Below are 19,466 nucleotides of genomic sequence, written 5' to 3'. Positions count from 1 at the left end.
TCAACGTCCGCTCCCTTCGAGAGTGCCGAATGTGCTGCCGACGAGCTGGTCGGGACCGGGCACGAACCCGGTCTGGACGAGCTTCACGCCGCGGCGGGTGACGAGCTGGGCGCGGCCGGCCGGCAGCTTGCGCGGCGCGGCCTCGCCGAGGAACTTGCCTTCTTCCTTGGGGTAGGAGAAGACGACGCCGGGGCTGCCCAGCTCCCACAGCCGGCGGATCACCGGGTCGCTCAGCGCGCGCATCGCGCCCGACGTGCTGCGGGCGACGACCAGGTGCATGCCGATGTAGGCGCCCTGCGCGAGCAGGGACAGCAGCGGCTCGAGCGGCGAGCCCATGCCGCCGGTCAGCAGCTGGTAATCGTCGACGACGAGGAACAGCCGGGGGCCGGTCCACCAGTCGCGGCGCTTGAGCCGATCGGCCGTGACGCTCTGGTCCGGCACCCGCGGCGAGAGCGAAACGCCCGTCTGGGTCGCGAGTTCCTGCAGTGCCTCGGTCGTGGTCGCGTAGCCGACGCGGTAGGCCTCCGGGACTTCGGCGTCGAGCTGACGGCTCGGGTCGGCGAGCACGATCTTCGCCTCGCCCGGCCCGTACCGCGCCAGCACCGAGCGCAGCACCAGCCGCAGCATGTTGGTCTTGCCGGTCTCGTTGTCGCCGAACACCAGCAGGTGCGGCGTGGCGCGGAAGTCGTGCCACACCGGCAGCAGCCGCTGCTCGTCCTGGCCCAAGGCCAGCCGCAGGTCGCCGTCGGGGCGGGGCAGCTCCGACAGCGGCAACGTCGCGGGCAGCAGCCGCACGGCCGGCGCGCGGCGGCCCGGCCAGAACGTGTGCACCTCTTCGGCGACGGCCTTGGTCGCCGCGGCGAGGTCGTCCGTGGCCGCGCTGCCGTCCATCCGGGGCAGGCCGGCGAGGAAGTGCAGGCCGTCCGGGGTCAGGCCGCGACCCGGCTGGCTCGGCACGGTCTTCGCCTTGCGCGAGCCGATCTCCGACTCCATCGGGTCGCCGAGGCGCAGCTCGAACCGGGTCTGCAGCAGGTCGCGCAGGTACGGCCGGATCTCCGACCAGCGCGTCGACGCGATCACGACGTGGATGCCGAACGACAGGCCGCGCGAGGCGAGCTCGCCGATCTTCTGCTCCAGCTCGGAGTAGTCGTTCTTGAGCGAGTACCAGCCGTCGACGACCAGGAAGACGTCGCCGAAGGCGTCCTCGACCTGGCCGCGGCGGCGCAGCTGGCGGTAGACGTCCATCGACTCGACGCCGCGTTCGGAGAAGATGTTCTCGCGGTGCTCCATGATCTGCGAGATCTCTTCGATGGTCCGCACGACGCGGTCGCGCTCGAGGCGGGTGGCGACCGAGCCGACGTGCGGCAGGCCGCTGATCGACATGATCCCGCCGCCGCCGAAGTCCAGCCCGTAGAACTGGACCTCCGCCGGCGTGTGCGTCATGGCCAGGGCCAGCACCAGGGTCCGCAGCAGCGTCGACTTGCCGGTCTGCGGGCCGCCGACGACCGCGACGTGCCCGGCCGCGCCGGACAGGTCGGCCGTCAGCAGCTCGCGGACCTGCTCGAACGGCCGGTCGATCATGCCCAGCGGCACGCGCAGGCGGCCCAGCTGGGCCGGGTCCTGCACGCTCATGCCGCGCACGGCGTCGGGCAGCACGCCCGGCAGGAGCGCGTCCAGGCTCGGCGACTCGGCCAGCGGCGGCAGCCACACCTGACGCGCCGCCGGGCCCGCGCCGGTGAGCCGCTCGACGAACGCGTCCGCCAGGGTCGGCCCGCTCGGCGCGGTTTCGAGGACTTCCTGGGCGGTCTTCTCGGCGGTGGGGTCCGGCTCGTCGTCGCGGACGATGAACCGGGTCGGGCGGGTCCGGGTGAAGAACGGGACGACCTCGGCACCCGCGCGGGCGACGTCGCTCGCGCCGTCACCGCCGCCGGCCGGGACCGGGCCCGAGACGTAGGCGGCCTTGAAGCGCACCAGGTTCGTCGTGTCGATCTTGAGGTAGCCGTTGCCCGGTTCGGACGGCAGCTCGTAGGCGTTGCCGACGCCGATGACGCTGCGGGACTCCATCGAGGAGAACGTCCGCAGCGCGATCCGGTACGACAGGTGGCCCTCGACGCGGTGGATGCGGCCCTCGTCCAGCCGCTGCGACGCCAGCAGCAGGTGGACGCCGAGGCTGCGCCCCAGCCGGCCGACCGAGACGAACAGCTCCATGAACTCCGGCTTCGCGCTCAGCAGCTCGGAGAACTCGTCGACGACCAGGAAGAGCGTCGGCATCGGCGGCAGCTGCTCGCCGGCCGCGCGGGCCTTCTCGTACTCGAACAGCGACGGGTGCCCGCTCGCGCGCAGCTGCTCCTGGCGGCGCACCATCTCACCGTTGAGCGAGTCCTGCATCCGGTCGACCAGCGGCAGCTCGTCGGCCAGGTTGGTGATCATCGCCGAGGTGTGCGGCAGCCGGTCCATGCCGAGGAACGTCGCGCCGCCCTTGAAGTCGACGAGGACGAAGTTGAGGATCTCCGACGAGTGCGTCGCGGCCAGGCCGAGGACCAGGGTGCGCAGCAGCTCGGACTTGCCCGAGCCGGTGGCGCCGATGAGCATGCCGTGCGGGCCCATGCCGCCCTGCGCCGACTCCTTGAGGTCCAGCTCGACGATCTCGCCGTCCTCGGTGACGCCGATCGGCACCGACATCCGCGCCCGCTGCACCGCGCGCGGACGCCACTGCGCCGGGATGTCGAAGCTGTGGACGTCGCGGATGCCCAGCAGCGCGGTCAGCCCGAAGTCGCTCTCGAGGGGCTGTTCGGTGATTTCCAGGGTGCCGCTGGTGCGCTTCGGCGACAGCAGCCGGGCCAGGCCTTCGATCTGCGTCACGGACAGTTCGTCGCGGATCGCGGAGCCGACGCCGGTGCCGGCCGGGAACTCGACGCGATCGTCCTTTGTGGTCAGTCGCAAGACCTTGGGGCCGCCGGGAAGCGCGCCGGTGACGTCCAGCAGGACGACGTTGCGCAGGCCCGCGCCCAGCAGCCGCGACGACTCGGGGATCATGGCCAGGTGCGCGACGATCACCACGAACGGTTCGGTCGTGGTCGGGCCGACGGCCTTGTCGTGGTCGTCGCGGTCGGCGACGTCCGGGCCGAGGACGTCCATCAGGTCGTCGTGGTCGGCGGCCAGCAGCCGCAGCGGACCCGCCGGGTCGCGCAGGGTGGCGTGCTGGTTGTGCGGCAGCCACTTCACCCAGTCCCACTGGGACTGCGCGGCTTCGGTGGTGAGCACGGCGATCCGCAGCTCGTCCGGCGAGTGGAACACGACCAGCTGCGCCAGCATCGCCCGCACCAGGCTCGCGGCGGCCTCGGGGTCGCCGTCGAACTCGACGCTGGTGAAGCTGCGCAGGCCGACCGCCGTCGGGATGCCCGAGAGCGACCGGTAGGTCTCGGTGAAGCGGCGCAGGGAGATCGCCGACAGCGGTTCGAGGTCCTCGATCGGCTTGGTGACCGGCGGGACCAGTTCGAGCGCCGACTGCTGGGAGCCGAGGCCGATGCGGACGCGGCCGAAGTCGTCGTGGCTGACGCGCCGCTCCCACAACCGGCGCCCCATCGACAGCGACCACAGCGAGTCCGGCGACGGGTTGTTCCACGCCACCGCCCGCCGCTGCTGCTCGGCCGTCGCCCGGGCCCGGGTGCGAACCTGCGCGATGTAGCGCAAGTAGTCACGGCGTTCGGCGCGCATCTTGCGCTTGCGCTCCCCCACCGCGCGGGTGAGCTGGCCGACGCTCATGGCCATCATGGACAGTCCCATGCCGCCGCCGAGGACGTAGGTCATCGGCGAGCTGCCGCCGACGCCGGAGAACGACAGCACCATCACCATCGACCCGATGCCCATCGGCAGCATCATGAGCAGCGAGTTGAAGTCCCGCGCCGCCGGTTCGGCGAGCACGGGCGGCTCCTGCAGCTCTTCCTGGCCTTCGGGCAGTTCGGGGCCGGACGCGCGCGGGCCGCGCTTGACGGTTTCCGTGCTCACTCCAGCACCCCCGAAGGCCGGCTCGCGGGACGGCCCCAGGCGGAGTCGTCCTGGCTCAGCAGGTCCGCCATGGTGCGCTCTTCCTCTTCGGGCTCTTCTTCGGGTTCCGGCTCGGGGGCCTCGGCTTCGGTGCCGAGGGCCGGGCCGTCACCGCAGGTCGGCAGCTCGTCCGGAATGAACTCGCCGTCGCCGACCCGGATCCGCCGGTAGGTCTCCCGCGGCTCGTCTTCGGCGGGCCGCCACGGCTCGTCACTGCGTTCGACGATGTCCGTGCTGACATCCACTTCGGACTCCCCCGCCGGTGCGACCGCCCCGAACGGGAGGAGGCCCGGCAGGAACTCGGCGGTGCCGACGTCCCAGGCGGAGGTGTCTTCGCTCGACTCGACGGGCCGCACGACGGAGATCCGCACGTCATCGTCGTGATCGTCCGATGTGGACTTCCCGACGGGCGCGGTGCCCCAGCCGCTGACCGGCACGGCCGTCGCCCAGCCGCGCGGGGTGCCGGCGCCCGGGTCGGGTTCGCCCGGGGTGTCGGCGGTGGCCCAGGCCGAGCTGTCGCCGCCGAGCAGACCGGCGGAGTCCGGACGTTCCGCGGTGGCGCCGTTGTCGGGCGGGGTCATCGGCGGCGGCATCATCGGCATGGCGGGCACGCCCGGACCGGCGGCGGGAGGCGCCTCCGGAGTCCGGGGAGTGTCGACGCGCGGGGCGGCCGGGATCCCGCCGCCCACGCCACCGGGCGGGGCGGGGTGAGACCACGAGGCCGCGCCCAGCGCCGGGGTCTCGCCGACCGAGGTCGGGTCGCCAGTGCCGCTGGGGGTGTCCGGCGTCCAGGCCGCGTCCACGCTCCCGAGCAGACCGGCCGAGTCCGGCCGCTCCGCTCCCGGCGGGTTTGCGCCACCGCCCATGCCGCCCGGCGGCGTCATCGGCATGCCGGGCGCCGCCGGTGTCGAGTCCCCAGTGGACGGTGCCGCCCACGAAGCCGGCGACGACCACGATGCCGCCCCCAGGGCCGGAGTCTCGCCGACCGAGGTCGGGTCGCCGACGCCGGTGGGCGCGTCCGGCGTCCACGGTGCGTCGATACCGCCCAGCAGACCCGCTGAATCCGGGCGCTCGGCGCCTGACGGGTTCGCGCCGCCACCCATGCCGCCCGGCGGCATCATCGGCATGCCCGAACCCGGAAACGCCTGCTGCTGCGGCGAATTCGCCGACGACAGGCCACCTGGCGCCTGCAACTGGCTCGCGTCGAGGCCCTTGACACCGCCCGGGTCGACCGCGTCCGCGCCGCCGAGGTCGCCGGCACCGCCGACGTCCGAGGGAGGCGCCGACCAGGAGGCCGACTGCAGCGCGGGAGTCTCGCCGAACGAACTCGGGTCGCCGAGACCGTCCGGCACGTCCGCCGTCCACGGTGCGTCCACGCCACCCAGCAGACCGGCCGAGTCCGGCCGCTCCGCACCGGTGGGGTTCATTCCGCCGCCCATGCCACCCGGCGGCATCATCGGCATCCCCGAACCCGGCATGCCCTGCTGCTGACCACCATTCGACGACGAGAGGCCGCCCGGCGCCTGCAACTGACTCGGGTCGAGACCCTTGATGCCACCCGGATCAGAAACGCCGGCACCGAGGCCACCGACGTCACCGGCGCCGCCCGCGCCCCCGACGTCACCCGGAGGGGCCGACCACGAAGCCGACTCCAGCGCCGGGGTCTCGCCGAACGAACTCGGGTCGCCCAGGCCGTCCGGCAACGCCGAATCCCAAGGCGCGTCGACGCCACCGAGCAGACCCGCCGAATCCGGCCGTTCCGCACCGGTGGGGTTCATGCCGCCACCCATGCCACCCGGCGGCATCATCGGCATCCCCGAACCCGGCATGCCCTGCTGCTGACCACCATTCGACGACGAAAGGTCGCCCGGCGCCTGCAACTGACTCGGGTCGAGACCCTTGATGCCACCCGGGTCGAGAGCGCCGCCACCGACGTCGCCGACGCCACCCGCGCCGCCGACATCGCCGACACCGCCCGCGCCACCGACGTCACCCGGGGGCGCCGACCAGGAAGCCGACTTCAACGCCGGGGCGTCGGTCAGCGCGCTGGGGTCGCCGAGACCGTCCGGCAGACTGCTGGTCCACGGCTTGTCGACGCCGCCGAGCAGGCCCGCCGAGTCCGGGCGCTCCGAGCCGGCGGGGTTCATCCCGCCGCCCATGCCACCCGGCGGCATCATCGGCATGCCACCGCCCATCGGCGACGTGAAACCGCCGCCCGCCTTGGGGTCCTGCAGCGACGACGGCACGTCGGCCGGGTTGAGGGCGTTCGCGCCCAGCCCGTTGAGACCGCCGGCCCCCGGCGGGTTGCCCAGCGCCGGCGACTTCAGGTCGCCGAGGCCGTTGAGACCACCCGCGCCACCGCCCGCACCGACGTCACCCGGCGCCGAATCGAACGACGGCGACTTGATGTCGCCCAGGCCACCGGCGCCGACGTCGCCCGGCGGGCTGTCGAGCGCGGGCGGCTTGATGTCGCCGAGGCCGCCGGCCTTCTGGTCGTCCTTGCCCCCGGCACCGGACGGCGGCGGGGTCAGGTTCGGCGACGTCAACGGCGGCAGGGCGCCACCACCCGCGCCGACGTCGCCGGGCGGGCCATCGAGCGAGGGCGGGTTGATGGCCCCGAGATCACCGGGGCCACCAGGGCCACCGGTGCCGCTGTCGCCGCCCGCACCGGGCGGCGGCGCGACGGCGAGGTTCTGGAACGGCGGGGGTGTGCCCCCGCCGTCCCCGCCCAGACCGGAGTCACCGCCGGGTGGCGGCGGGATTTCGGCGCTGGACAACGGCGGCGGAGTACCGCCGCCACCGCCACCACCCGTGTCGCCGGGCGGGGGCGGGAGTTCGGGAGGCGGCACGTCGCCACCACCGCCACCACCGGAACCGCCGGGCGGCGGCGGGATGGCGGGCGGGGGCGGCGCGTCCGCGGGAGGCGGGATGTCCGGCGGCGGCGGGGCTTCGGGCGGCGGAGGCGGCGGCGGGACGTCCACGGGCGGCGGGGTCGCCGGCGGCGGCGCGGTGTAGCTGGCGACGGAGAACGAGTGGTACTTGCCGGACAGCTGGTTGCCGACCTGGCGCATGTCGTTCGTCATCATCTCGACGGCGTCGGGGAACTGCGAGATGTACGCGCGCCCGTCGTTGAGCACCTTGCCGCGCGCGATGACCTGCTGGGCGTAGTAGGAGTCGATGTAGCGCAAGGTGTTCTGCGCCCACTGCAGGTACGCGGCCGAGTTGGCCAGCTGGTTCGGGATGTTGCGGCCGCCGCTGCTGCCGTCGCTGATCTGGTGGACGAGGCCTTGGAACTTCGAGGCCATGTCGTTCATCATGCCCTTGAAGTTGGTCGCCGCGGTGCCCTTCCACGGGCCGTCTTCCCCGGCGAGCGCCTCGACCTGCTTCTGGACGGCCTCCGCGACGACGGCGAGGCTCATCTGCGTCGTCTGGAACACGCCGGCGGCGGCTTGCAGGGACTGCCAGTTCACGTTGCCGTAGGCCTGGTCGGCCTGGTCCTGGCCGGGCGCCATCGACCCACCGCCGAGGATGGCGGCTTCGATCTGCTTCCAGGTCAGGCCGTCGAAGTCCTTGCCGGGGTCGCCGGTGGAGTTCGTCGGCGTGTTGCTGGAATCCGGCCAGACGCCGTTGTCGTCCTGGGTGAACCCGTGGGTGTTGTTGTCGTCGCCCATCGTCCCTCGCTCGCCCGTCCCTGGTTCGCCTCAGCCCGCCGCAGTCCCGCCCCGCGCGCGACCGATCAGTGCTGTTTGGACCCCGCGCCGGTGATCTCCGAGCTCAGCTGCCCGAAGTACTGGTTGTAGGCGTCGGTCGTCATCTTGTTGGCCTCGTCGGCGGAGTCGTAGGCGTTGGCCGCCTTGTCGACCGCGTCCGCCGCGTCGTGCATCGCCGTGATGAGGTCCTGGACCGTGGTGCGGGTGGAGTCGCGCAGGCCGCCCTCGCCGACGATCGGCTGGATCAGCTTGTCGTGCGCGGTGGCGAACACGCCCGGCTTGATGTTCACGGTGTCGAGCTGGCCCGGCAGCTTGGACAGCGGGCCGTCGGCGAGCGTGCGCAGGTTCTGCGCGAACGTGTGCATCGCCTGGGTGTTCACCGCGGTGACGCCCTTGCCGGGGTGGTCCGCGCCACCCGGGACCGGCGGCGCGGTGGAGACGTCACCGACCGGGATGTAGACGTTGCCCTGGTCGCCCGGGTCCTGGTGGCCGGGGCTGTTGAACGCGCCCTCGGTCGACGGCGGGGTGTCGCTGTGCTGGTTGTTCGGGTTCGCGATCTGGGCGGTTTCGAAGACCACCGGGTCGAAGGCCATGGCGGGAGGAGTCCTTTCCGGTCTGTCGCGTTCGGACGAACCGGCCGGGGCGCGGCGGCTGACGGCCGTGCCCCGGCCGGAGCGCGGGAGACTCAGCGCTGCGCGAACCGCGTCGCGTTGGCGCTCTCGGTGCTCGACGTGCCCTCGTTGACGGTCGCCAGCGTGCGGCCGGCGGCGTCGAGCGACTGCGGGAGCGTCAGCGCCTGCTGGCGGCACCACTCGTAGGTCGACTGGAACTCGTCGGCCGCGCTGCCGAGCCAGTGCTCGCGCTGCGCGGTGATGGTGCGGTTCATCTGGTCGAGCAGCTCGGTGATCTGCTGCGACTGCTGCTGCGCACGCCCGACCGTGGCTTCCATCTGCGCGAAGCTGATGGTGAACTGACCCAGAGCCATGGGTTTCCTTTCCTGAAGAGGGAGTCCGGTCAGAAGCCGGGGAGGCCGCCGATGGTCGCGGCCTGCTGGCGCACGTTCGAGGTGTTGTCCTCGTCCTGGCGGTCGTAGTCGTTCGCGCCGGTCGTGACGTGCTGGGAAAGCGTGTTCAGCCGGTCGACGATCGTCTGCACGGTGCGGTCGAACGTGCCCATCGCCTCGTGGAAGACCACGGCCGCGTCCGAGCGCCAGGTGCCCAGCAGCTCCTGCATCGTGGAGTCCACCTGGCGGTTCACGCCCGTGATGCCCTGGCCGGTGTCGGTGATGGTGCTAGCGCCTTGGCGCATGATCCCGGTGTCTACCTTGGCGCCGTTCTGAGCCGCCATTTTCGCCTCCTCGAATCCGTTGTTCTGCCCTGCCTCAACGGGGTCGGGCCGCCTCCGTCCACAAAGGAGTTCCGCGGGCCCCGGCATCGCCCCGCCCGGCACTCTCGACGCCGGAAGACGTGAAAGCCTGACGGAGACAGCACGATGATCGTATGGATGATTTCCGAAGGGCGCGCTACGCGGTTCCCTTAAGGACACACAGGCGCGAACGGTCGGGCAGAACCGGACATTCGTGGTCACCACCCAGCAAGACGGCCCCGAAAGCCGGTCGCGGCGCCGGGTGGCTGCCCCTCCGGCCACGAATATCTGCCCGCGAACGCCCGGCGCGCGGGCGGGCAACCCTACTAAAGTCGCGGATTCATTCCACCGGTGAGGAATAATCGCGCCGGAGCCGTGTACGAATAAGCAGCTTATCCGGTGTGGACATTCTTATTTCTTCGGTGCCGAAGCGGATTTGGTGCGGTACCGCATCACTCATCCGGGGGATGCCGCGAAGACGAAACCACCCCGGTCTCCGCGGAGACCGGGGTGGTGGACGAACGGGCACTCAGACGCGGCTGAAGAGCTTCCGAGCCCGGCGGCGCACCGGCAGCCGGCCCGCGACGGCGTCCTCGAGCAGGGCGCCGACCGTCTCGCGGGCGCACGCCCGGTTCGCGCCGATGCCGCCGGACGGGCCGCGCTTGATCCAGCCCGCGACGTAGGTGCCCGGGTGGCCCTCGACGCGGCCCTCGACGTTCGGCACGGTCCCCGTCGCCTCGTCGAACGGCAGGCCCGGCACGCCGGTGCCGCGGAACCCGGCGGCCCGCACGACCCGGCCCGCGCCGATCTCGACGTCACCCTCGACGCCGGTGACGCGCACGCCGCGGACCTCGGTGTCGCCGGTGATCGCGAGCGGCGCCGAGTGGAACCGCAGGACGATGCGGCGGCGGTCGTCCGGCGGCGGCGTGGACCAGTCCACGGACTCCCGCGGCAGGCCGCGCAGCAGCGCCGCCTTGCCGTCCCCCTGGTCGATGGCCGCCGCGACACGCGGGTCGTGCGTGTCGACCACGAGGTCGACGCCGGCGCGGTCGGCGAGGGCCAGCAGCTCCGAGCGCGTGTAAGCGGCGGTTTCCGGGCCGCGGCGGGCGAGCAGCACGACCTCGCGCACCTTGCTCGACCGCAGCCGGGCCAGCGCGGCCGGGGCGATCTCCGTGCCGACCAGGCTCTCGGGGTCGGCGGTGAGGATGCGGGCGATGTCGAGGGCGACGTTGCCGGTGCCGACGACGGCCACCCGCTCGGCCGAGAGGTCGACGGCGCCGGTCGCGATGTCCGGGTGGCCGTTGTACCAGCCGACGACGGTCGCCGCGGCCAGGCTGCCGGGCAGCTCCTCCCCCGGGACGCCGAGCGCCCGGGCCGCGGTGGCGCCGACCGCGTAGACCACCGCGTCGTGCCGCGAAGCCAGCTCCGCCGCGGTGACGTCGCGGCCGACCTCGGTCCCGAGGCGCAGCCGCAGCCGCGGGTGGTCGTGGAACCGCGCGAACGTCTCGCCGATCTTCTTCGTCGACGGGTGGTCGGGCGCGACGCCGAAGCGGATCAGGCCACCGGCCACCGGCAGGCGGTCGACCAGGGTGACCCGGGCGTTCGTGTGCAGCAGCAGGTCCTCGACGGCGTACATGCCGGCCGGGCCGCTGCCGACGACCGCGACGTCCAGCGGCGCGAAGTCGCTCGGGAGCACCCGGGTGAACGCCGGCTGCGCCCAGCGGTGGAAGTTGGGCGCGGCGCTCGCCCCGGCCAGCACGTCCTGGCCCGCGTAGTACTCGGCGTTGATCTCTTCGTAGGCCCGCAGCGGCCCGGTGAGGTCGCCGGCCGGGAAGATCGCGTCGACCGGGCACGCGTCGGCGCAGGCACCGCAGTCGATGCAGGTGGCCGGGTCGACGTAGAGCATCTCGGTGCGGCCGAAGTCCGGCTCGTCCGGCGTCGGGTGGATGCAGTTGACCGGGCAGACCGACACGCAGGAGGCGTCGGCGCAGCAGGTCTGCGTGATCGCGAAGGCCATGGCGTCAGATGAGGTTGGCGCGCTTGTAGAACCACAGCGCCGGCTTGGTCAGCAGCCCGGCGGAGTGGAGGAACTCCATCAGCCCGGAGCAGCTCGAGCGCAGCATCGACTTGTGGTGCTGGTTGGCCTTCGCCTCGCGCCGGGCGCGCTTCCCGTCCAGCCCGGCGTTCTCGTAGACCTGGTGGTTCACCATGCTGGTGACGATGAAGAACGACGCGATCGCGACGACCAGCGCGTTGATCTGCCGCCGCACCCAGCCGGCACCTTCGAGCCGCTGACGGGTCTCCTCGCGCGCGAACTTCATGTGCCGCGACTCTTCGACGACGTGGATGTTGTTGATGGTCCGGACGAACGGGACGACGCGCTCGTCGCGCATCCAGTCGCGCTGCATGACGTCGAGGACCTCTTCGGCGACGAGGATCGCCGCGTAGGCGGCTTCACCGGTCGCGGTGGCCTTGAAGATCCGGCCGGCCTCGACGACGAACCGGCGCGGGCGGTAGGCGGGCGCGCCCAGCTTCGCCGCGCCGCGGGCGAACATGATCGAGTGCCGGCACTCGTCGGCGATCTCGGTCAGCGCCCACTGGAACGCGGGGTCGGTCGGGTCCTTGGCGTAGAAGTCACGCAGGATCATCTGCTGCAGGATCATCTCGAACCAGATCCCGGTGCTCGCCACCGACGCCGCCTCGTGGCGGGTCAGCTCGCGCTGCTGCTCCGGCGTCATCTCGGCCCAGTAAGACGTCCCGTAAAGCGTGCTCCACTCGGGGCTGGCGCCGTGGAAGTCCTTGTCGAGCGGCGTCTCCCAGTCGACCTCCGTGACGGGGTCGTACGAGAGCTGCTCCGACGAGTCCAGCAGCCGGCGCGCGATGGTCTCGCGGTCCGACACCTCCGGCACGCGCTCGCCGATGCTCGTCATGGCCGACCTCCTCGTCAGGATGTTACCGCAGTTTACTGTTACCAACCGTAACACATAAATGTTCCAGTGCACACCCGTCCTCGGAGTCAGCGCTCGCGGAACTCGCTGGGTGGCGCGCCGAGCAGGCGGTGGAACATCGTGGTGAACGCGCCCGGGCCCGCGTAGCCGAGGTCCGCGGCCACCTCGGCCACCGGCGCACCCGCCGCGAGCAGCGGCAACGCGTGCAGCACGCAGGCACGACGCCGCCACGGCGCGAGGCCGAGCCCGGTCTCGGCGCGGAACCGGCGGTGCAGCGTCCGCTCGGCGACGTGCAGCCGGGCCGCCCAGGCCGCCGGCCGGACGTCGACGCGCGGTGCGGCGAGGAAGTCCTGGCACAGCCGGCGCAGCTCCGGGTCGGCCGGCAACGGCAGGTCCAGCGGCAGCGGCGCGGCCCGGCGCAGTTCGTGCAGGGCCAGCTGCAGCAGGACGGCGTCACGCCCGCGGGCGGCGTAGCGCGGTTCGACGTCGACCGCCTCCCGCAGCAGCTCGCGCAGCAACGGCGTCACCTCGACGACCCGGCAGCGAGCCGGGAACCACGGCACCGCACGGGGTTCGACGTACAGGCTGCGCGTGCTGACGCCGGTCATCCGGACCGCGTGCGGCGTGCCGGCGGGGATCAGCACGGCCCGGTGCGGCGGGACGGTCCACGCGCCGTCGGCCGTCTCGACGCGCATCGAGCCGGTGACGCCGTAGAGCACCTGAGCGCGGCGGTGGCGGTGCTCGGGGAGCACGTGCCGGGGCGGGTAGTCGGTGCCGATGGCGACGACGTCGCGGTCGAGGTCGTCCACGGTGTCGATGTGGGTGTTGCGCACACCCTCGAGCCTAGGTGGCCGGAACTCGGAGGAACGTGGCCGATCATCGAATGCCCGCCAGGCTCGTCCGGCCTAGCGTTCCGGTACGTGCTCCTCTTCGGATTGGGCGTCCTCAGCGGCGTCACCACCGCGCTTTTCGGGTTCGGCGGCGGGTTCGTGACGGTCCCGGTGGTCTACGCCGTGGCCGCGACCGGCCCGGCCGCGATGCACGTCGCGGTCGGGACGTCCGCGGTGGTGATGCTGGTCAACTCGCTCGGCGCGACGATCACGGTCGTGCGCGCCGGCCGGCTGCACCGCGCGTACGTCTGGCCGCTGGCCGCGTTCATCGCCGTCGGCGCGGGCCTCGGCGCGCTGGCCGCGACGAGCGTCCCTGACGGCGTGCTGCACGCGCTGTTCGCCGCGTACCTGGGCCTGACCATCCTCGACGGCGTCCTGCGGCGCGGGTTCCTCGGCGGCGGCCGGCCCCAGCCGTTGAGCCGGGCCACCGTGACGGCCGGAGGCGTCGGAATCGGGGCGGTGGCGGGGTTCCTGGGCGTCGGCGGCAGTGTCCTGACGGTGCCGCTGCTGCGGCGGCGCGGCCTGCCGATGAGCGACGCGACGGCGCTGGCCAACCCGCTCAGCCTGCCGGTGGCCGCGGCCGCGACGGCCGTCTACCTGGCCGCGCCTGGACCCGCGGCGATCGACCCGGCCGCGGCGGCGCTCCTGCTGGCCGGGTCCTTGCCGACGATCGCGCTGTTGCGGCGGTGGTCCCCGGACATCCCGGACCGCGCGCACGCCGTGGCCTACCTCGGCCTGCTGGCGGCGGCGCTGGTCACCGTCCTGGTGTGAGCCCGGCGCGCCTCGCCTCGCCGGGCGGCATTCCGGTGTACAGTCGTTCACTCAATCGTGTGGCGAACGGCAGGAACCGGTGACTCTCCACCCTGACTCTCCAGCCGGGCCGTTCGGCTCCGGGCTGCTCGGGCCCCTCGACCAGGACGTCCCCACGCTGCGGCGGCGCGTCCAGCTGCTGCTCACCGGGACGCTGATCGCCACCAACGTCATCGGCGCGCTGGTCGTGGTCGGTCTCGCGGCGCTGCTCATGCCCGCCCCGGGCCTGTCCGGCGACCTCGTCCGGGTGACGGCGGTCGCGGTGCCCGCCTACGTCGTGTCCGCGGTGGTCGTCGGGGCGCTCTGGGGCACCCGTGGTGCCCTGCGGACGCTGCGCTGGGCCGCCGACGGCCGCCGCCCGACCGACGCCGAACGCGCCGCCAGCCTGCGCGTCCCGCTGCGGCTCACGCTGATGCAGGCGGTGCTGTGGGGCGTCGCGACGGTGGTGTTCGCCGGGCTGGCGGCGCTGTTCCAGCCACACGTCGCGCTGACCGTGTTCCTGGTGGTCGCCTTCGCGAGCGTGGTGGTCTGCGCGATCGCGTACCTCTTCGGCGAGTTCGCCCTGCGGCCGTACGCGGCGCGGGCACTGGCGGGCACGACGCCGGCGCGGCCGGTCAGCGGCGGCGTCAACCTGCGGATGCTGCTGTTCTGGTGCCTCGGCACCGGGGTGCCGGTCGCCGGGCTGGTGGTCACGGCGGTGCTGGCGTGGGTCCGCGGCGACGTCTCCACGACGAAGCTGGCTGTCTCGGTGATCGCGTTGGGGCTGGTCGTGCTGTGTTTCGGCCTGCTGGTCACGGTGTTCACCGCCCGCGCGGTGGTGAACCCGATCCGGTCGGTGCAGGACGCGCTGGCCCGGGTGCGGGCGGGCGAGTTCGACGGCGAGATCCCGGTCTACGACGGCACCGAGCTGGGCCTGCTGCAGGCCGGGTTCAACGGGATGGCCGCCGGCCTGCGGGAACGCGAGCGGATGCGGGACCTGTTCGGCCGGCACGTCGGGCACGAGGTCGCGGTCGAGGCCATGCGCGCGCCCGCGGAGCTGGGCGGGACGGTGCGCACGGTGTCGGTGCTGTTCGTCGACCTGGTGGGGTCGACGGCGCTGGCCGCGAGCCGCCCGCCCGAGGAGGTCGTCGGCCTGCTCAACCGGTTCTTCGCGGTGGTGGTCGACGAGGTGGACCGCAACCACGGCCTGGTGAACAAGTTCGTCGGCGACGCGGTCCTGGCGATCTTCGGCGCGCCGACGGTCTTGGCCGACCACGCGACGTCCGCCCTGGCGGCCGCCCGCGCGATCGCGGCCCGGCTGGCGACGGAGGTCCCGGACTGCCCGGCGGGCATCGGCGTGGCCACGGGCGACGCGGTGGCGGGCAACGTCGGGGACCCACGCCGTTTCGAGTACACGGTGATCGGCGACCCGGTCAACGAAGCGGCGCGGCTGACAGAGCTGGCGAAGAACGTCGACGGTCGTTTGCTGGCCTCGTGGACGGCGGTCGAGTCGGCGGGCTCGGCGGAGTCGGACCAGTGGCAGGCAACAGAGGAAGTCACCCTGCGCGGCCGCAGCCGGCCGACAACACTGGCCACCCTGCGCACCTGACACCCGCCGCCCGCGTAAGCCGCCCGAAGTCCGTGAATGCCACATTGAGAGACCTAGTGTCCCTCAATGTGGCATTCACGGACTTCCCTGCACCGAGCCGAAAGCGTGGGTGGGCGGTCAGGCGGGTGAGCCCAGCCAGGTTGTCAGGGCTTCGCGCAGGCCCTCCGGATCCGGGCCGACGGCGGCCCAGGCCATGTGGCCGTCCGGGCGGATCAGGGCCGCCAGCTTCTGGTCCGGGAACGCCAGCGGGGTCGCCGTCACCAGCTCGACCCGGCTTTCCCACTCCGCGGCCACCTCCGCCGCGCCTGTGCCCGTGTCCAGCAGCACCGCGCGGCCGGAGCGGAAGTGCGGTGCCAGCGTCGTTCCGTCGGAGAGGGGCAGGTCCGGCACGCGGTGGCCGATCAGCGGGAAGTCGCCCGGCAGGTCGTAGTGCTGCCAGCCGCCGCCGATCTTCGAGACGACGTACGTGGCGCCGTCCTGGGTGTCGAGCAGGTCCGCCAGCACTTCGCGCAGCGCGTCCGCGCGCGGACCGCGCGGGGTGCTCAGCGCCGTCTGCGCCATGCTCCAGCGCTGCACCCACTCGCCGATCGGGTGCCGCTCGGTGGTGTAGGTGTCCAGCAACGCGGCCGGGGCTACGCCGCGCGCGACGAGCGCGAGCTTCCAGCCCAGGTTGACCGCGTCGCCGAGGCCCAGGTTCATGCCCTGCCCGCCGGCCGGCGAGTGCACGTGGGCCGCGTCGCCGCACAGCAGCACCCGGCCGCGCCGGTACGTCTCGGCCTGGCGGGTCGTGTCGGCGTAGCGGGTGGCGACGTGCAGCCGCGTGACCCGGACGTCGGTGCCGCTCACCCGTCGCAGGCTGGCCTGGATCTCCTCCGCCGTCACCGGCGCGTCTCGGTCGGGCACGACCTCGTACTCGACGGTGTGCACCCGCGGCGGGCCGGAGCCGTCGTCCCAGCCACCGACCACATAGGACCCGTGCTCGCCCGCCTGCCAGCCGTCCGCGACGAGCTGGCCCGGGTCGTCCAGGTCCACAATGGCCTGACGGCCGGTGAACACCGGATCCAGGCCGGGGAAGCCGATCCCGGCCAGCCGCCGCACGGTGCTGCGGCCGCCGTCGGCGCCGACGAGCCAGCCGGTCCGGACCGGACGTCCGATGTGGACGGTCACACCGTCCGCATCGGACTCGAACGCGGTCAGCGAGACGCCGCGCCGCACCTCGACGCCCAGTTCCGCGGCCCGCCGCTCGAAGATCACCTCCAGATCACCCTGCGCGATCACCCCGGCGCCGAGGAACTCCTCGCCGGGTCCGGGCGGACGCAGCCGGTCGATGCGGATGCCGATCCCGGCGAAGTGGCCGACGAAGATGTCCGGCCGCTCCCCCGTGTCCGCGGGGTCGAACTCGGGCAGCCCGGCGCCCCCGCCGAGCCACATCGCGGCCGCGCGCTCGACCTCGGGCAGCAGGCCGCGCAGGTGCAGCGCGTGCACCGACGGCGCGTTGACCGCGCGGGCCCCCATCGACCCGAACCGCGAGCGCGGCGGCTCCGTCTCACGCTCGACGACCAGCACCCGGGCGCCGCCCAGGCGCAGCTCGCAGGCCAGCAGCAGGCCGACCGGGCCCGCGCCCGCGACCACCACGTCGTAGTCCATCTTTCCCCTTTGCAGAACCCGGCAACACCGTTCCCGGTATCGCCACCCTAGCGAACTGGGTACAGTGTTCGCAATATCCGAGGAGGTCTCTTGCCGGCGAACGACCGCCCGCCACTCTGGCTGCGTCCCGAACACGGGACACGCGGGCCGAAACCGGCCCACACCCGCCGCGACGTCGCGGCCGCCGGCATCAGGATCGCCGACGCCGAGGGACTCGACGCCGTTTCGATGCGGCGGATCGCCGCCGAGCTGGGCACCGGGACCACGTCGCTCTACCGGTACGTGTCCAAAAAGGACGACATCCTGCAGCTGATGGGCGACGAGGTGACCGGCGAGCTGCGCGGCACCGTGCTGCCCGGGGGCTGGCGGGACGCCCTGCGCGTCATCGCCCGGTCGATGCGCGCGACGGCCCTGCGGCACCCGTGGTTCCCCGCGCTGGCCTCGGGCCGGCCGAACCACGGCCCGAACAGCCTGTGGTGGACGGAACTGACGTTCTCGGCGTTCGACGGCCTCGACCTCGACACCGACGAGCTGCTCGCCAACCTCGGCACGCTCGCGTCGTTCGTCCTGGGCCACGTGCTGAGCGAACTGGGCGACCAAGAGGCGGCGCGGCTCTCGGGGCTCAGCCACGAGCAGTGGATGGAGCGCGAAGGCGAGTACGGCCCGATGATCGTGAGCAGCGGGCAGTACCCGCGGTTCACCCGGGTGATGGTCGAAGCCGAGACGCCGCACGCCGCCGACCGCCGGGACCGGTGGTTCGAGGCGGGCCTGGAGCGGGTGCTCGCGGGCATCGCCGCCCACCTCCCCTGACGACGCTGACGACGCTCACACCGGCAGGACGCTCATGGGTGCCGGCGGCGGCAACGGCACCCCGGCGTGCTCGGCGCGGAACGAGTTCAACAGGTAGGCGACGAGCCGCCGCGACGCCGTGCGCGTGGCCGCCGGGGAGTCCGTCGTCACGCCGTCGTTGGCCATGAGCACCAGCGCCAGGTCGGTGACCGCGAAGTCGGCCCGCAGCTCGCCCGCCGCCTTCGCGCGGTCGATCAGCTCGGTGACGCGGCCCAGCGCCCGTTCCGCGGCGACGTCGGCCGGGAACGCCGTCGCGACCGCGGCGCTGAACCCGCGGTCGCACGCCTGCATCTCCCCCACCTTCTCGACGAGCGTGACGAACCCCCGCCACGGGTCCGGGTCGGCCAGCGCGTCGTCCACGACCGAGACGCACGTGTCGAACTGGTGCGAGAACACCTCGCCGACCAGCGCTTCCTTCGTCGGGAAGCGGCGGTACAGCGTGGCCATCCCGACGCCGGCGTGCCGGGCGACGGCGGCCATCGGCACGTCGAGGCCCCGGCGCGCGAAGAGGTCGTGGGCCACCTCGACGATGCGCTCGCGGTTGAGCCGGGCGTCCCGCCGCAGCGCCGGGTGAGAAGGGTCCGCACTCATGTTTCTCACTTTACGCCAAGCGGACAGGTCTCTCCTCTTACGCGGCTACGGTGGCGGACAAGGAAAAGGAGGTCCGATGAGGACGAACGGCCGGCTGGTCGAACGCGCGGTCGGCGGGGTCAACCGCCGGGTGCTGGCCCTGCGCTCATCACGCCGCTGGGGCGCGGCGGTGCGGCGGCACCTGACGATGGTGACGTACACGGGACGGCGCTCGGGCCGCACGTTCAGCATCCCGGTGGGCTACCGGCGCACGGGCGACGAGGTCGAGATCGGCGTCCGCATCCCGGGCCGGAAGAACTGGTGGCGCAACTTCACCGGCGAGGGCGGCCCGATCGCCGTGGAGCTGGACGGCACCGACCGCACCGGCCACGCGATCGCCCGCCAGGACGCGAAAGGCGCCGTGACGGTCACGGTGCGGCTGGAGCCGTAAGGGAATTCCGGTTGCCCGGGTGACGACGATGGATCCATGAGAGTCGTGTTCACCCGGGTACCGGACGGCGCCCGCGCGTCCTGCGTGGTCGAGCGCGACGACGGCGTCCGCTACCGCGTCCGGGAGGGCATCGGCCGCCCGGAGCTACCCCACGACCTGGTCCACCTGCTGGTGGAACTGCAGCTGCGGGACGACGGCGGCTTCTGGGGCGCGGTCGCCGACGGCGCGGTGTTCGCCGGCATGGACCACCTCGACGGCCGGCGCCCGCCGCACGCCCGCAGGCGGTCCGACGAGGCCATCGGCGCCCGGAAGGACCGGCTGCAGCGGGCCGAGCTGATGGCCGGCCTGGTGCGGCAGATCGCCGCCGACCCGGCCGCGGGCGAGCCTCGGGTGATCCGGGCGGCCCGGGATCACCTGGCCACGCTCCCGGACGCCACGGTCGACGTTCCGGCGGTGCTCGCCGCGGCCGCACGGCTCCGGGACGCGGCGCGCGTGTGGGCCCGCACCCGCCCGGGCGACGAGGTCGTCGTCGACTGGCCGCGGGTCAGCGGCCGACGGGCAGTCCGCCGGTGACCGCCGAGACCAACGCGC

15 protein-coding genes are annotated in these 19,466 nt (G+C 73.0%); 5 read left to right on the top strand and 10 right to left on the bottom strand.

What is annotated here, in order from left to right:
- The 8 genes from eccCa to OG439_RS06940 form a co-directional block, all read right to left on the bottom strand.
- Positions 1–4,008: a type VII secretion protein EccCa gene (gene eccCa, locus OG439_RS06975; RefSeq protein WP_326948535.1), complete on the bottom strand. Its 4,008-nt coding sequence runs from the start codon at positions 4,006–4,008 to the stop codon at positions 1–3.
- Positions 4,005–7,718 (bottom strand): hypothetical protein, encoded by a 3,714-nt coding sequence (locus OG439_RS06970; RefSeq protein WP_326948534.1) that lies wholly within the window; start codon positions 7,716–7,718, stop codon positions 4,005–4,007. Before OG439_RS06970 ends, eccCa begins: the two co-directional genes overlap by 4 nt.
- A 65-nt stretch (positions 7,719–7,783) precedes the next feature.
- Complete coding sequence (locus OG439_RS06965) at positions 7,784–8,350, bottom strand: hypothetical protein (protein WP_326948533.1); 567 nt, start codon at positions 8,348–8,350, stop codon at positions 7,784–7,786.
- 92 nt (positions 8,351–8,442) lie between these two features.
- Entirely contained in the window at positions 8,443–8,742 is a 300-nt protein-coding gene (locus tag OG439_RS06960) for a WXG100 family type VII secretion target (protein WP_247050428.1), read from the bottom strand.
- A 29-nt stretch (positions 8,743–8,771) separates the two neighbouring features.
- A complete protein-coding gene (locus OG439_RS06955) occupies positions 8,772–9,104 on the bottom strand; it encodes a WXG100 family type VII secretion target (protein WP_247050426.1) in 333 nt (110 codons plus the stop codon).
- 547 nt (positions 9,105–9,651) lie between these two features.
- Positions 9,652–11,139 (bottom strand): FAD-dependent oxidoreductase, encoded by a 1,488-nt coding sequence (locus OG439_RS06950; RefSeq protein ID WP_326948532.1) that lies wholly within the window; start codon positions 11,137–11,139, stop codon positions 9,652–9,654.
- 4 nt (positions 11,140–11,143) lie between these two features.
- Positions 11,144–12,052 carry an AurF N-oxygenase family protein gene (locus tag OG439_RS06945; protein ID WP_326948531.1) on the bottom strand — a complete coding sequence of 303 codons (909 nt, stop codon included), beginning with the start codon at positions 12,050–12,052 and terminating at the stop codon, positions 11,144–11,146.
- An 86-nt stretch (positions 12,053–12,138) separates the two neighbouring features.
- Positions 12,139–12,903: an AraC family transcriptional regulator gene (locus OG439_RS06940; protein ID WP_326948530.1), complete on the bottom strand. Its 765-nt coding sequence runs from the start codon at positions 12,901–12,903 to the stop codon at positions 12,139–12,141.
- Between the two features lie 87 nt (positions 12,904–12,990).
- Here OG439_RS06940 and OG439_RS06935 point away from each other — a divergent pair, with 87 nt between their 5' ends.
- Both OG439_RS06935 and OG439_RS06930 read left to right on the top strand, forming a co-directional pair.
- On the top strand, positions 12,991–13,731 hold the full coding sequence (locus OG439_RS06935) for a sulfite exporter TauE/SafE family protein (protein ID WP_326948529.1): 741 nt from the start codon (positions 12,991–12,993) through the stop codon (positions 13,729–13,731).
- Positions 13,732–13,810: 79 nt separating this feature from the next.
- On the top strand, positions 13,811–15,358 hold the full coding sequence (locus tag OG439_RS06930) for an adenylate/guanylate cyclase domain-containing protein (protein WP_326948528.1): 1,548 nt from the start codon (positions 13,811–13,813) through the stop codon (positions 15,356–15,358).
- Between the two features lie 117 nt (positions 15,359–15,475).
- Here OG439_RS06930 and OG439_RS06925 read toward each other — a convergent pair whose 3' ends face one another.
- On the bottom strand, positions 15,476–17,005 hold the full coding sequence (locus OG439_RS06925; RefSeq protein ID WP_326948527.1) for an FAD-dependent monooxygenase: 1,530 nt from the start codon (positions 17,003–17,005) through the stop codon (positions 15,476–15,478).
- A 90-nt stretch (positions 17,006–17,095) separates the two neighbouring features.
- Between OG439_RS06925 and OG439_RS06920 the strand changes: the two genes are divergently transcribed.
- Positions 17,096–17,815, top strand: coding sequence for a TetR/AcrR family transcriptional regulator (locus OG439_RS06920; protein WP_326948526.1), 720 nt, complete (start codon positions 17,096–17,098; stop codon positions 17,813–17,815).
- Between the two features lie 15 nt (positions 17,816–17,830).
- On the opposite strand, the gene OG439_RS06915 is transcribed toward OG439_RS06920, so the two are convergent.
- Entirely contained in the window at positions 17,831–18,445 is a 615-nt protein-coding gene (locus OG439_RS06915) for a TetR/AcrR family transcriptional regulator (RefSeq protein ID WP_326948525.1), read from the bottom strand.
- A gap of 76 nt (positions 18,446–18,521) precedes the next feature.
- Between OG439_RS06915 and OG439_RS06910 the strand changes: the two genes are divergently transcribed.
- Both OG439_RS06910 and OG439_RS06905 read left to right on the top strand, forming a co-directional pair.
- Positions 18,522–18,875, top strand: coding sequence for a hypothetical protein (locus OG439_RS06910; RefSeq protein WP_326948524.1), 354 nt, complete (start codon positions 18,522–18,524; stop codon positions 18,873–18,875).
- Positions 18,876–18,911: 36 nt separating this feature from the next.
- On the top strand, positions 18,912–19,448 hold the full coding sequence (locus OG439_RS06905) for a hypothetical protein (RefSeq protein ID WP_326948523.1): 537 nt from the start codon (positions 18,912–18,914) through the stop codon (positions 19,446–19,448).
- The last annotated feature ends 18 nt before the right edge of the window (positions 19,449–19,466 follow it).

The sequence above is a fragment of the Amycolatopsis sp. NBC_01307 genome, assembly GCF_035975215.1.
In the GTDB taxonomy this organism is placed as follows: Bacteria; Actinomycetota; Actinomycetes; order Mycobacteriales; family Pseudonocardiaceae; genus Amycolatopsis.
The sequence above is the reverse complement of the archived record's forward strand: the minus strand, read 5'-3'. Positions and strand labels throughout refer to the sequence as shown.

Coding starts and splice junctions, on each gene's coding strand:
- OG439_RS06910 (WP_326948524.1), top strand. CDS start 18,522: ATGAGGACGAACGGCCGGCTGGTCGAACGCGCGGTCGGCGGGGTCAAC.
- OG439_RS06950 (WP_326948532.1), bottom strand. CDS start 11,139: ATGGCCTTCGCGATCACGCAGACCTGCTGCGCCGACGCCTCCTGCGTG.
- OG439_RS06915 (WP_326948525.1), bottom strand. CDS start 18,445: ATGAGTGCGGACCCTTCTCACCCGGCGCTGCGGCGGGACGCCCGGCTC.
- OG439_RS06955 (WP_247050426.1), bottom strand. CDS start 9,104: ATGGCGGCTCAGAACGGCGCCAAGGTAGACACCGGGATCATGCGCCAA.
- OG439_RS06905 (WP_326948523.1), top strand. CDS start 18,912: ATGAGAGTCGTGTTCACCCGGGTACCGGACGGCGCCCGCGCGTCCTGC.
- OG439_RS06960 (WP_247050428.1), bottom strand. CDS start 8,742: ATGGCTCTGGGTCAGTTCACCATCAGCTTCGCGCAGATGGAAGCCACG.
- OG439_RS06965 (WP_326948533.1), bottom strand. CDS start 8,350: ATGGCCTTCGACCCGGTGGTCTTCGAAACCGCCCAGATCGCGAACCCG.
- OG439_RS06925 (WP_326948527.1), bottom strand. CDS start 17,005: ATGGACTACGACGTGGTGGTCGCGGGCGCGGGCCCGGTCGGCCTGCTG.
- OG439_RS06945 (WP_326948531.1), bottom strand. CDS start 12,052: ATGACGAGCATCGGCGAGCGCGTGCCGGAGGTGTCGGACCGCGAGACC.
- OG439_RS06970 (WP_326948534.1), bottom strand. CDS start 7,718: ATGGGCGACGACAACAACACCCACGGGTTCACCCAGGACGACAACGGC.